1 protein-coding gene is annotated in these 14536 nt (G+C 76.4%); it reads right to left on the bottom strand.

The features are described from left to right. Positions 1-29: 29 nt before the first annotated feature. Positions 30-14531, bottom strand: a complete 14502-nt coding sequence (locus tag LPU61_RS05550; RefSeq protein WP_229404325.1) for a type I polyketide synthase — start codon at positions 14529-14531, stop codon at positions 30-32. Positions 14532-14536 lie beyond the last annotated feature (5 nt).

Here is a 14536-nt window from a genome sequence, read left to right as displayed (position 1 = left end):
GTTGGTCCGTCGCCCCGGCAGCGTTCATGTCAGGACACCCCCAGCTCCCGGTCGATGAAGTCGAAGACCTCGTCGGGGGTGGCGTCCTGGAGCTTCTCGGCGACGGTGTCCCCGCCCGCGCCCGCCGGGGCGTCGTCGGCGTTGAGGGAGGCCAGCAGGGCCCGCAGCCGCTCGGTGATCCGGATCCGGGCGCTGCGGTCCGGTGCCGAGCCGGTGAGTGCCGCCTCCAGCCGGTCCAGCTCCCCGAAGACCGGCGCGACGCCGACCACCCCGCCGTCGACGATCGCCGCCCGCACGTACTCGGCGAGGCCGGCGGCGGTCGGGTAGTCGAAGACGACCGTGGCGGGCAGCCGGACGCCGGTCGCCGCGGTGAGCCGGTTGCGCAGCTCCACGGCGGTCAGCGAGTCGAAGCCGAGTTCCCGGAACGCCCGGTCGGGTTCGACGGCGTCCATCGAGGCGTGCCCGAGCACGGCGGCGGCTTGGCCGCGTACCAGGTCGAGGAGGGTCTTGCGCCGTTCGGCGTCGGTCTGCCCGGCGAGCAGCGCGGCGAGGGACTCGGCGTTCGTGCCGGCGTCGTCGGCCCGCGCGGCGGCGGCCTGCTGCGCCTCGGCGATGCCGGCGAGCAGCGGGCTGGGCCGGACGGCGACGAAGCCGGGCACGTACCGGGCCCAGTCGATGCCGGCCACCAGCGTCGCCGGCTCGCGCCGGGCCACGCAGTGGGCGAGCACGGCGAGCGCGGGGGCGGTGTCGAGGCGGGCGACGCCGGTGCGGCGGCGGCGCTCCTCCACCGCCGGGTCGGCGGCGGCCATCCCGCCGGCCGCCCACGGTCCCCAGGCGATCGACGTGGCCGGCAGGCCCTGCCGGTGCCGCTGCTCGGCCAGCGCGTCGAGGTACGCGTTCGCGGCGGCGTAGCTGCCCTGCCCGGCCGCGCCGAGCTGCCCGGCCATGGCGGAGAACAGCACGAACGCGCGCAGCTCCCGGCCGACGGTCAGCTCGTGCAGGTGCAACGCGCCGAGCACCTTGGGCCGCAGCACGGTGGCGATCCGGTCGGCGGTGAGCCCGTCGAGGACCCCGTCGTCGAGGACGCCCGCCGCGTGCACGACGGCGGTCAGCGGCGCGTCGGCCGGCACCTCGGCGAGCAGCTTCGCCAGGGCGGCCCGGTCGGCGACGTCGCAGGCGGCGACGGTGACCCGCGTGCCCGCCCCGGTCAGCTCCCGGACCAGGTCGGCGGCGCCCGGGGCGTCGGCGCCCCGGCGGCTCACCAGCAGCAGGTGCTCGGCGCCCCGGGCGGCCAGCCAGCGGGCCACCTCCGCGCCGAGGGCCCCGGTGCCGCCGGTGACGAGGGTGGTGCCCCGGTGGTCGGGCTCGTCGGCGGCGGGGGTCCCGCCGGGGGCCCGGACCAGCCGGCGGACGAGGATCGTGGCCCCGTCGACCGCGACCTGGTCCTCGCCGTCGAGGCCGGCGAGGGCGGCGCAGAGCAGGTCCCAGCCGTGGTCGTCGAGGGTGGCCGGCACGTCGACCAGGCCGCCCCACCGCTCGGGGTGTTCCAGGGCGACGACCCGGCCGAGGCCCCACAGCAGCGACTGCTCCGGCCGGTCCACCGTCCCGCCCCGGGTGGTGCCGGCCGCGCCCCGGGTGACGCACCACAGCGGTGCGGCCACGTCGAGGTCGCCGAGGGCCTGGACCAGGGCGAGGGACCGGGCGAGGAACGGCGGCACCGGCTGGGTGTCGTCGACCGCGCCGTCGGCGAGGGCGAGCAGCGACAGCACCCCGTCGGCGGGGACCCGCCCGCCGTCGCCGTCACCGGTCGCGGCGGCCAGGTGGGCGGCGACGGCGGCCCGGTCGGTCAGCTCCTCGGGCAGCAGCACCAGCCGCACGGCGGCGCCCCGGCGGGTCAGCTCGGCGACGGCCGCCTCGCCCTCCCCCGCGTGGCGCTCGTCGGCGACGACCCACCAGTCGCCGGAGAGGAAGCTGACGGGCGTGCCGGTGTACGGCTGCCAGACGGGGCGGTAGCGCAGGTCGTCCAGGGTGGAACGCTCGCGTTGCTGCCGTCGCCAGGAGGCGAGCACCGGCAGGGCCGCGCCGAGCCGTTCGAGGGAGTCGGTGGCGTCCTGCGCGGTGAGTTCCGCGAGCGCGGCCAGGTCCTCCCGCTCGACGGCCGCCCAGAACGCGGAGTCGACGCCGCTCGGGGCCTCGTCCGCGCCGGCCAGCTCGGCCTTCGTGGGCCAGTACCGGCCCCGGTCGAACGCGTACGTGGGCAGCGGCACGGTGCCGGCCTCGGCGAGCACCCGGGTCAGGTCGACGGGCAGGCCGATCGCGTGAGCGGTGGCCAGGTTGGTCAGGAGTCGAGTCGGGTCGTCGTCACCCCGCCGCAGGCTGCCCAGGGTGTGGCCGGTGACCCCGGCGTCGTCGAGGATCGCCGTCACCGGCATCGTCAGCACCGGATGCGGGGAGATCTCCACGAACGTGGAGTGCCCGGCGGCGATGGCGACGCGGACGGCGGCGTCGAACTGGACGGTCTGCCGCAGGTTGTCATACCAGTAGTCGGCCGTCATGGTCGCCGGGTCAACCCAGTCGCCGGTCAGCGTCGACACGAGCCGAACCCGGCCCGGCTGCGGGGCGACGTCGGCCAGGTCGGCGCGCAGCCGCTCGGCGACGTCCTGCACGGACGGGGAGTGCGACGCGTAGTCCACCGGGATCAGCCGCGCCCGAATGCCCTCGTCCTGACACGCCTGCACCAGATCGGCGACAGGCTGAGGCGGCCCGGACACCACCACCGTGCCGGGCCCGTTCACGGCGGCCACACCCACACCCGGGAACGCGGCCAGGCGGGCGGCCACCGCGTCGGCGGACAGATCCACCGACGCCATCGCACCCGTCCCCCGCAACACCGCAAGTGCCCGCGACCGCAACGCGACGGTCCTCGCCGCATCCTCCAGGGACAGGATCCCCGCCACACACGCCGCACCGATCTCACCCTGCGAATGCCCGACCACCGCCTGCGGCGAAACGCCCGCGTGCTCCCACACCGCGGCCAAGGCGATGCCCACGGCCCACAGGACCGGCTGCACCACCTCCACCCGCTCCAGCCACGACTCGTCGTCGCCGGTCAGCACGGAGATGAGATCCACGTCCAGGAACGGGGCGAGGGCCCGCTGACACTCGGCCAGCTTCGCGTCGAACACCGGCGTACGACCGACCAGGCCGGCGGCCATGCGTGCCGACTGCGCGCCCTGACCGGGGAACACGAACACCGGCCCGGAGCCGTGACCCGACGCCACACCGCTGACCACATTGCCCGCCGGCTGACCGGACGCCAGGGCGTCCAGACCGGCGAGCAGGTCGGCCACACCCGAGCCGACCACGGCGGCCCGCTGGTCGAACGTCGACCGGGTCGTCGCCAGGGACCAACCGACCGCCGCCGGCTCCACGTCGCCGTGCTCGCGCAGGTGCCGGGCGAGGCGGGCCGCCTGACCGGCGAGGGCCGCCTTCGACCGGGCCGACACCGGCCACACCGTCACCCCGGCGGCGACCAGGCCCGGACCGCCCGCGCCGTCGCTGCCGGGGCCGGTGTCGGTGGCCTCGGCGGCGGGCAGGTCGTCGGGCAGTTCGAGGATGACGTGGGCGTTGGTGCCGGAAATGCCGAACGACGACACCGCCGAACGACGCGTACGACCCGTCTGCGGCCACGGCGTCGCCTCGGTCGCCAGCTCCACCGCACCCGCAGACCAGTCGATGTGCGGCGACGGCGCGTCCACGTGCAGCGTCGCCGGGACGACACCGTGCCGCATCGCGAGGACCATCTTGATGATCCCGGCGACGCCGGCCGCCGCCTGCGTGTGGCCGATGTTCGACTTCACCGAGCCGAGCAGCAGCGGCGCGGCGTCGCCCCGACCCTGCCCGTACGTCGCAAGCAACGCCTGCGCCTCGATCGGGTCCCCGAGGGTCGTGCCCGTCCCGTGCGCCTCCACCACGTCCACGTCCACCGTCGACAACCCCGCCGACGCAAGGGCCTGCCGGATCACCCGCTGCTGCGACGGACCATTCGGCGCGGTCAACCCGTTCGACGCACCGTCCTGGTTCACCGCAGAGCCGCGCACCACAGCGAGAACCGTGTGACCGTTACGCCGCGCGTCCGACAGCCGCTCCACGAGGAGCACCCCGACACCCTCACCCCACCCGGTGCCGTCCGCGCCGGCCGCGAACGCCTTGCACCGGCCATCGGCGGCCAGCCCGCGCTGCCGGGAGAACTCCACGAACAGCCCCGGCGTCGCCATCACGGTGACGCCGCCGGCCAGCGCGAGATCGCACTCGCCGCGCCGCAGCGCCTGCACCGCCAGGTGCAACGCCACCAGCGACGACGAACACGCCGTGTCCACCGACACCGCCGGCCCCTCCAACCCCAACGCGTACGCCACCCGACCCGACACCACGCTCGCGGCATTCCCCGTGCCCGCGAAGCCCTCCACCTCGTCCACGGCCACCATGAGCAGGGCCCCATAGTCCTGGCCATTCGTGCCGACGAACACCCCTGTTCGCGAACCCCGCAACCCCGCCGGATCAACCCCTGCCCGCTCCACCGCCTCCCACGACGCCTCCAGCAGCAACCGCTGCTGCGGGTCCATCGCCATCGCCTCACGGGGCGAAATGCCGAAGAAAGCCGCATCGAAGTCGGCCGCCTCGTAGAGGAAGGCGCCGCTGCGGACGTAGGAGGTGCCGGAGGAATAGGGGTCGGGGTCGTACAGCCGGTCGATGTCCCAGCCCCGGTCGCCGGGCAGGTCGGACACGGCGTCGCGGCCGGCGTGCAGCATCTGCCAGAACCGTTCGGGGTCGACGGCCCCGCCGGGGAACCGGCAGGACATGGCGACGATGGCGACGGGCTCGTCGTCGGTGAGCGACACGGGGGCGGTCTGCGTGACCGCTTCGGCCCCGCCGCCGAGTTCCTCGTGCAGGTGCCGGGCGAGGACGGTGGGGGTGGGGTAGTCGAAGACGAGGGTCACCGGCAGGCGCAGCCCGGTGGCGGTGGCGAGCCGGTTGCGCAGCTCCACGGCGGTCACCGAGTCGAAGCCGAGGTCCCGGAACGCGTGGTGCGGGTCGACGGCGTCGCCGCCGGCGTACTTGAGGACGGTGGCCGCCTGGCCGCGCACCAGGTCGAGCAGCGCGGCGCGGCGCTCGTCGGCGCTCATCCGGCCGAACGCGGCGGCGGGGCCGGCCTCGTCGGTCTCCTTCGCCTCGGCGAGGCCCTTGCTGGCGGCGAGCTGCTGCGCCTCGGGGATCTCGGCGATCAGCGGGCCGGGCCGGGTGGCGGTGAACGCGACGTAGAACCGGTCCCAGGCGATGTGGGAGATGGTCAGGTACGTCTCGTCGTGCTCGACGGCCTGGTGCAGCGCGGCGACGGCGAGCCGGGGGTGCATCTCGGGCGCGCCGTGGCGGTGCAGCATCCGGCCGAAGTCACCCTCGGCCATGCCGCCGCCGCCCCAGGCGCCCCAGCCGATGGAGGTGGCGGGCAGGCCGAGGCCGCGGCGGTGCTCGGCGAGGGCGTTGAGGAACGCGTTGCCGGGGGCGTAGTTGCCGACGCCGGAGCTGCCGACGGTGCCGGCCATGGAGGAGAACAGCACGAACGCGTCGAGGTCGTGGTCGCGGGTCAACTCGTGGAGGTTGAGCGCGGCGGTGACCTTGGCGCTGAGGGCGTAGTCGACCTGGTCGAGGGTGAGCGAGCTGATGACCGAGTCGTCGAGGACGGCGGCGGTGTGCACCACGGCGGTGAGCGGGTGTTCGGCGGGCAGGTCGGCGATGACGGCGGCGAGGGCGTCGCGGTCGGCGGCGTCGCAGGCGGCCACGGTGACCCGCGCGCCGAGCCCGGTCAGTTCGGCCTCCAGCTCGGCGATGCCGTCGGCCTGCCGGCCGCGCCGGCTGAGCAGCACCAGGTGGGACGCGCCGTTGGCGGCGAGCCAGCGGGCCATGTGCCCGCCGAGGGCGCCGGTGCCGCCGGTGACGAGGGCGGTGCCGGAGGGCCGCCAGGTGCGGGTGGCGGGGGCGTCGCCGAGCGGGGCGCGCAGCAGCCGCCGGCCGAACGCGCCGGCCCGGCGCAGGGCCACCTGGTCCTCGCCGTCGGCTCCGGCGAGGATGCGGGCGAGGCGGCGGCCGGTGGTGTCGTCCGGGTCGGCGGGCAGGTCGACGAGGCCGCCCCAGCGGTCGGGATGTTCGAGGGCGGCGACCCGGCCGAAGCCCCAGGCGAGCTGCTGCCCGGGGTGCGGCAGCGGGTCGGCGGGGTCGGTGGAGACCGCGCCGCTGGTCAGCGCCCACAGCGGGGCGCGGACGCCCGCGTCGCCGAGGGCCTGGGTGAGGGTGACGGTGGCGGCGAAGCCGACGGGCACGTGGGGGTGGGCGGGCGTGGGCGTCTCGTCGGGGGCGAGCAGGGAGACGATCCCGGCGGCGGGGTGGGTGGCGGCGAGGTCGCGCAGCCGGGCCGCGAGGGCGTCGCGGTCGGTGCGGTCGGCGGCCAGGGCCACGGGTACGACGGTCGCGCCGCGCCGGGCGAGGGCGTCGCGGGTGAACGCGGCCAGCCCGGCGCGGGCCTGCTGCTGTCCGGCGGCGCTGCCGTCGGTGCCGGTGCCGGTGTCGGTGCCGGTGCCGGTGCCGGTGCCGGTGCCGGTGCCGTCCGGGCCGGTGACCAGCCACCAGGTGCCGGTGAGGGCGGGCTCGTCGCCGCCGTCCGCGGCGACGGGCAGCCACGCGTCGCGGTACCGCCACGAGTCGATGGTGGCCTGGTCGCGGTGCCGGCGTCGCCAGGCGGTGAGGGCGGGCAGCACGTCGGCGAACGCCGCCTCGGGCACGGTGCCGCCGTCGGTGGCGTCGGCGAGTTCGGCGGTGAGCGCGGCCAGGTCGCCGTTCTCGACAGCGGCCCAGAACCGGGCGTCGGACTCGCCCTCGGTGGCGGGGCCGGCGGCCGGGGCGGTGGTGGTGGCGGGCCGCGGCCAGTAGAGCTGCCGCTGGAACGGGTACGTGGGCAGGTCGCGACGGCGCGCGGGCAGCCCGGCGTACGCGGGTCGCCAGTCGACGGGCGTACCCCCGGTGAAGACCTCGGCGACGGCCCGGTGGAACCGGCCGAGGTCGCCCTCGTTGCGCCGCAGGGTGCCGGTGACGGTGACCGCGCCCGGGTCGGCGGCGGCCAGCTCGACGCTCTCCTGCACGGCCATGGTGAGCACCGGGTGGGCGCTGACCTCGACGAACGTCTGGTAGCCGGCGGCGACGAGGCTGCGCACCGCCTCGTCGAAGCGGACGGTCTGGCGCAGGTTGCGGTACCAGTAGTCGGCGTCGAGGCCGGCGGTGTCGAGCCAGTCGCCCGTCACCGTGGACCAGAACCGGATCTCGCCGGTGCGGGGGGCCAGCCCGGCGAGCAGGTCGACCAGCTGCTCGCGCAGCGGCTCGACGTGCGCGGAGTGCGAGGCGTAGTCGACGGGCACCCGGCGGACCCGGGTCTCGCGGGCCTCGTAGTGGGCGACGAGTTCGTCGAGGGCGGCGGAGTCGCCGGAGACGACGACGGAGGTGGGGCCGTTGACGGCGGCGAGCGCGACGCGGCCGTCCCAGCGGGCGATGGTGGCGGTGGCCTCGTCGGCGGTGGTGGCGACGGAGACCATGCCGCCGTCCCCGGCGATGCCGGCGATGATCCGGCTGCGCAGGGCGACCACGGCCGCCGCGTCGTCGAGGGTGAGGGCCCCGGCGACGTACGCGGCGGCGATCTCGCCCTGCGAGTGGCCGACGACGGCGGCGGGGCGGACCCCGTACGACTGCCAGAGGGCGGCGAGGGAGACGCCGACGGCGAACAGGGTGGGCTGGACGACGTCGACGCGCTCCAGGGACGGTGCGTCGGGTGCGCCGCGTACCACGTCGACGGGCGACCAGTCGACGTACGGGCGCAGGGCCTCGGCGCAGGCGGCGAACGTGTCGGCGAAGACGGGGGCGGTGTCGAGGAGTTCGGCGGCCATGCCGACCCACTGGGAGCCCTGGCCGGGGAAGACGAAGGCGACCTCGCCGGGCGTACCGGTGCCGGTGACGGTGTCCGGGGCGGGCCCGGCGGCGGCGAGCGCGCCCAGCGCGGCGGTCAGGCCGGCGCGGTCGGCGGCGAGGACGACGGCCCGGTGGTCGTGGGCGGCGCGGGTGTCCACGAGGGACCAGCCGACGTCGGCGAGGGCGTCGTCGGCGACGGTGTCGAGGTGGTCGGCGAGGTCACGGGCGCGGGCGGCGAGGGCGGCGGCGGTGCGCCCGGACAGCACCCAGGGCAGTTCCCGGGCCGGCGCGGCGGCCTGCTCCTCGGGGGCCTCCTCCTCGGGGGCCTGTTCGAGGATGGTGTGCACGTTGGTGCCGCTGATGCCGAACGAGGAGACCCCGGCGCGGCGGACGCCGTCGGCGGGCTCCCACGGGCGGGCCTCGGTGAGCAGCGCGACGTGCCCGGCGGACCAGTCGACGTGCGGGGTGGGCTCGTCGACGTGCAGGGTCGGCGGCAGCACCCCGTGCCGCATCGCGAGCACCATCTTGATCACCCCGGCGACGCCGGCGGCGGCCTGGGTGTGGCCGACGTTCGACTTGATGGAGCCGAGCCACAGGGGCCGGTCGGCGGGCCGGTCCTGCCCGTAGGTGGCGAGCAGCGCCTGGGCCTCGATCGGGTCGCCGAGGGTGGTGCCGGTGCCGTGCGCCTCCACGGCGTCGACCTGGTCGGCGGTGAGCCCGGCGTTGGCCAGGGCCTGCCGGATGACCCGCTGCTGGGCGGGTCCGTTGGGGGCGGTCAGCCCGTTGGACGCGCCGTCCTGGTTGACGGCGCTGCCCCGCACGATCGCGAGGACGGGGTTGCCGTCGCGGCGGGCGTCGGAGAGCCGCTGGAGCACCAGCAGGCCGACGCCCTCGCCCCAGCCGGTGCCGTCGGCGGCCCCGGCGAACGGCTTGCACCGGCCGTCGGCGGCCAGCCCGCGCTGGCGGGAGAAGCCGACGAAGATGCCGGGGGTGGCCATGACGGTGGCGCCGCCGGCGAGGGCGAGGTCGCACTCCCCCGCCTGGAGGGCCTGCGCGGCGAGGTGCAGGGCGACCAGCGACGACGAGCAGGCCGTGTCGACGGTGACGGCCGGGCCGTGCAGCCCGAAGGTGTACGACAGCCGCCCCGAGATGACGCTCGCGGAGGTGCCGGTGGCGAGGTAGTTCTCGTCGACGTCCCCGGCGGCCATCAGCAGCGAGCCGTAGTCCTGGCCGTTGGTGCCGACGTACACGCCGGTGCGGCTGCCGCGCAGCGCGGTCGGGTCGATCCGGGCCCGCTCGAACGCCTCCCAGGTGGCCTCCAGCAGCAGCCGCTGCTGCGGGTCCATGGCGAGGGCCTCGCGGGGGCTGATGCCGAAGAAGGCGGGGTCGAACTCGCCGGCCCCGGCGACGAAGCCGCCCTCCCGCACGTAGCTGGTGCCGAGGTGTTCGGGGTCGGGGTGGTACAGCTCGGCGATGTTCCAGCCGCGCTCGCCGGGCATCAGGGTCATCGCGTCGGTGCCGTCGGCGAGGAGGTCCCACAGCTGCTCCGGCGAGCTGACCCCGCCGGGGAACCGGCAGCTCATGCTGACGATGGCGACGGGTTCGCGGTGGGTGTCGGTGCCGGCGGCGACGACGTCGCCGGGGGTGTCGCCGGGCAGCCGGTTGGTCAGCCCGTGCAGGTGGGCGGCCAGCTCGGCGACGGTGGGGTGGTCGAAGACGAGGGTGGCGGGCAGGGTCATGCCCGTCTCGGCGGTGAGCCGGTTGCGCAGCTCGACGGCGGTCAGCGAGTCGAAGCCGAGGTCCCGGAAGGTGCGCTCGGGCAGCGGCCTACCGGCCGGGTAGCCGAGCACCACGGCGGCCTGGGTGCGCACCAGTTCGGTGAGCTGCGGCAGGGACCGGCCGACGACGACGGCCCGGACGGGGCCGGTCGCCACGGCGGGCACCCCGGGCAGGGCCGCGATCAGCGGGTTCGGCCGCCCCCAGGACGCGGCGAGGCGTCCCCAGTCGACGTCGGCCACGGTGACGGCCGGCCCGGCGGCGTTGACGACCCGGCCGAGGGCGGTGACGGCCTCCGCGGCGGGCAGCGGGTTGATGCCGCCCCGGGTGAGCCGGGCGGTGAGCGCGGCGGTGGCGGCGGCCATCCCTTCGGCGGCCCAGGCGCCCCAGGCGACGGCGGTGGCGGGCAGCCCCTGGGCGTGCCGCCACGCGGCGAACGCGTCGAGGTAGGCGTTGGCCGCCGCGTAGTTGCCCTGCCCGGCGCTGCCGACGACCCCGGCGAGGGAGGAGAACAGCACGAACGCGTCGAGGTCCCGGCCGGCGGTGGCGTCGTGCAGCACCCGGGCGGCGGTGGCCTTGCCGGCGAGGACGGCCTGCATCCGGTCGACGTCGAGGCCGTCGAGGACGCCGTCGTCGACGATCCCGGCGGTGTGCACGACGGCGGTGAGCGCGGGCAGGCCGGCGACCAACGCGTCGACGGCGGCGGCGTCGGTGACGTCGCAGGCGACGACCCGCACCGCCCCGGTCCCCCGCAGCTCCTCGATCAACTCGGCGGCACCGGGAGCCTCCGGGCCACGCCGGGACGCGAGCACCACCTCGGCCGCCCCGTTGGCCAACAGCCACCGCGCCGTGTGCCGACCCAACGCACCCGTACCGCCGGTGACCAGCACCGTCCCCGACGGACGCCACCCCGACCCGACCGGCGGCGCGGCGGGCACGAGCCGCCGCCCGAGGACGCCCTGCGGGCGGATCGCCACCTGGTCGTGGCCGGCGTCGGCGAGGACGGCGAGCAGGGCGTCCCCGCCCGCCCGGTCGAGGTCGTCATCGAGCTCGGCGCTGTCCGTGCTGCGGCCCGCGCCGTTGTTGCCGCCTTCGCCGTTGCTGCCGTGCTTCCCGGCCCCGCCGCCCTCGCCGCTGCTGCGGCCCTTCGCGGTGCCGGGCAGGTCGACGAGGCCGCCCCAGCGGTCGGGCTGTTCGAGGGCGATCACCCGGCCGAGGCCCCAGGCCGCCGCGGCCGACGGGTCGGCGACCCGCTCGCCGCCGACGGAGACCGCGCCCCGGGTGAGGCACCACAGCCGGCCGGGCAGGCCGGTGTCGGCGAGCGCCTGGGCGAGGGTGAGCAGCAGCGCGGTGCCGGCAGGCACGGCGGGGGCGTCCGGCAGCGGCGCGTCCCGCTCGGGCAGCAGGCAGACCACCCCGGCCCAGCCCGCTTCCGAGCCCGATTCCCCGGCGTCTCCCCGCTCCCCCGCAGCCCCGCGCTCCGCGCCGGCATCCTGTCCGCCAGCCGCGCCCGGCTCCCCGAGCCGCCGCAGCGCCTCCCCCAGCTCGCCCCGCCCGACCCCACCGCGAACGCCGAGCACCTCGACCCGGGCCCCGCCCCGGCGCAGCGCCCCCACCACTCCGCGATCGTGCAAAAGCCGCGTTCCACCCGTTTCGGGGGCCGCAACTGCAAGATCGGCGGGGAGGGTGGGGGTGACGACCAGCCAGCGGCCCGGCAGGGGCCGGGTGGGGGCCGAGGCAGGGTGCACGGCTTCCCAGGCGACGCGGTAGGTCCAGGCGTCCAGCGCGGCGTCGCGCTGGCGGGCCCGCCGCCACGACGACAGCACCGGTACGGCGGGGGCGAGCGCCTCGATCGCGGCGGGATCGTCCTGCACGGCCAGGTGGGACGCCACCTCGGTCAGGTCGCCGCGCTCGACGGCGGCCCAGAAGTCGCCCTCGGTGCCGGCGGCGTGGACGGCCTGCGCGGCGGCGACCGCGCCGGCCTCGGGCCAGTACCGCTGGTGCTGGAACGCGTACGTGGGCAGGTCCACCCGGGACGCGCCGGTGTCGGCGAACCACGGCCGCCACGCCACCGGCACCCCGTTGACGTGCAGCTCCGCCAGGGCGGCCAGCAGACCGGCGACCTCCGGCCGATCCCGACGCTGAGCGGCCACCGCGACCACGTCCCCGCCGTCAGGCAGCGCCTCGGCCGTCAACGCCGTCAGGACGCTCTGCGGGCCGACCTCCAGGAACGTGTCCACCCCCGCCGACCGCAACGCCGCCACCCCGTCGGCGAACCGCACCGCCTCGCGCACATGCCGCACCCAGTAGTCGACGCTGCGGACCTCGTCGGGATCGGCCAACGCCCCGGTCACGTTCGACACGACGGGCAACTCGGGCGCGGCGAAGGTCAGCCGCGACAGCACCGCCCGGAACTTCGCGAGCATCGGCTCCATCAACGGGCTGTGGAACGCGTGACTCACCGCCAGCCGACGGGTCCGCACCCCCCGCCCCCGCCACGCCTGCTCCAGCACGTCGAGGGCGTCCACCGCACCCGACACGACGACGGAGGCCGGACCGTTGACGGCGGCGATCCCGACCAGGTCGGACAGCCCGTCGCGCGAGGCCAGCCCGTCCAGCGACGCCAACACGTCCGACTCGGCCGCGTTGACCGCCAACATCCCACCACCGGCCGGCAACGCCTGCATCAACCGACCCCGCGCCGCGACGAGGGCACACGCATGCTCCAGCGACAACACCCCCGCCACATGCGCGGCGACGATCTCACCGACCGAATGCCCACCCACGAAGTCCGGCACCACACCGAACGACTCCACCAGGCGGAACAGGGCCACCTCGACCGCGAACAACCCCGCCTGCGTGAACACCGTCGAGTCCAGCAGCGAAGCCTCGGCCGAACCGGGGCCGGCGAACAGCACCGGCTTCAGCGGCTGCGGCAGCGCCCGGTCCAGGTGCCCGCACACCTCGTCCAGCACCGACGCGAACACCGGGAACGACGCGTACAACTCCCGACCCATGCCCGCCCGCTGCGCGCCCTGACCGGAGAAGAGCACGGCGAGCTGGCCGCGCGAGGTGGCCGTACCGGCGGAGACGTTGCCTGCCGGGGTGCCGGCGGCGAGGGCGCGCAGCCCGGCGAGGAGGTCCTCGCGGCCCGTCGCCGCGACGACCGCGCGGCTGTCCAGGGCGGCGCGGGCGGTGACCGACGACCACGCCACGTCGAGGGGGCGCGCGTCGGCGTCGGCGTCGAGCCGGGCGGCCCAGCGGCCCGCCTGCGCGGCGAGGGCGGCGTCGGTGCGGGCCGACAGCAGCACCGGCACGGCGGGCAGCGCCCGCCCGGGGGCGACGGTCTCGACGGCGGCCTCGGGCTCGGGGGCCTGCTCGATGATGGTGTGCGCGTTGGTGCCGGAGACGCCGAACGACGACACGGCGGCCCGGCGGGGCCGGTCCACGGCCGGCCACGGCCGCGCCTCGGTGGCGAGTTCCACGGCACCGGCGGACCAGTCGATGTGCTGCGACGGCGCGTCGACGTGCAGGGTGGGCGGCACGACGCCGTGCCGGATGGCCTGCACCATCTTGATCACACCGGCGACGCCGGCGGCGGCCTGGGTGTGGCCGATGTTCGACTTGACCGACCCCAGCAGCAGCGGCGTGTCCCGCCCCTGCCCGTACGTGGCGAGCAGCGCCTGCGCCTCGATCGGGTCGCCGAGCCGGGTGCCGGTGCCGTGCGCCTCCACGACGTCCACGTCCACCGGCGACAGGCGCGCCGAGGCGAGGGCGTGGCGGATGACGCGCACCTGGGAGGGGCCGTGCGGGGCGGACAGGCCGTTGGACGCGCCGTCGGAGTTGACGGCGCTGCCCCGCACGACGGCGAGGATCGGGTAGCCGTGGCGTTGGGCGTCGGAGAGCCGGGCGAGCAGCAGCATGCCGACGCCCTCGGACCAGGAGGTGCCGTCGGCGGCGGCGGCGAACGCCTTGCACCGGCCGTCGGCGGCCAGCCCGCGCTGCCGGCTGAAGCCGACGAAGACCGCCGGGGTGGGCATGACGGTGACGCCGCCGGCCAGGGCCAGCTCGCAGTCGCCGTTGCGCAGCCCTTGCGCGGCGAGGTGGATCGCGACGAGCGACGAGGAGCAGGCGGTGTCGACGGTGACGGCCGGCCCTTCGAGGCCGAGCGTGTACGCGACGCGGCCGGAGATGACGCTGGTGGCGTTGCCGGTGAGCAGGTGCCCCTCGCCGTTCTCGGCCTGCGCCATGATCCCGTCGTAGCCGTGCGAGGCCGCGCCGACGAACACGCCGGTGCGGCTGCCCCGCATGGTGGCCACGGGCAGGCCGGCCCGCTCGAACGACTCCCACGCGGTCTCCAGCAGCAGCCGCTGCTGCGGGTCCATGGCGAGGGCCTCGCGGGGGCTGATGCCGAACAGGTCGGCGTCGAAGTCGGCGGCGTCGTAGACGAAGCCGCCCTCGGAGACGTAGCTGGTGCCGGGGTGGTCGGGGTCGGGGTGGAACAGCCGGTCCAGGTCCCAGCCCCGGTCTGCGGGGAACGGGCCGATGCCGTCCCCGCCGTCGCGGACGAGGTCCCACAGCTGCTCGGGCGAGGCGACGCCGCCCGGGTAGCGGCAGCTCATGGCGACGATGGCGATGGGTTCGCCGTCGCGGGCCTCCAGCTCCCGCAGCCGACGCCGGGTGCGCCGCAGCTCCGAGGTCGTACGCTTCAGGTACTCGACGTACTTCTCGTCCTCGTTGCTCACCGTGG

It is taken from the genome of Micromonospora sp. NBRC 110038 (assembly GCF_020884815.1).
Classification (GTDB): Bacteria; Actinomycetota; Actinomycetes; order Mycobacteriales; family Micromonosporaceae; genus Micromonospora; species Micromonospora haikouensis.
This window is presented reverse-complemented; position numbering and strand designations above follow the sequence as displayed.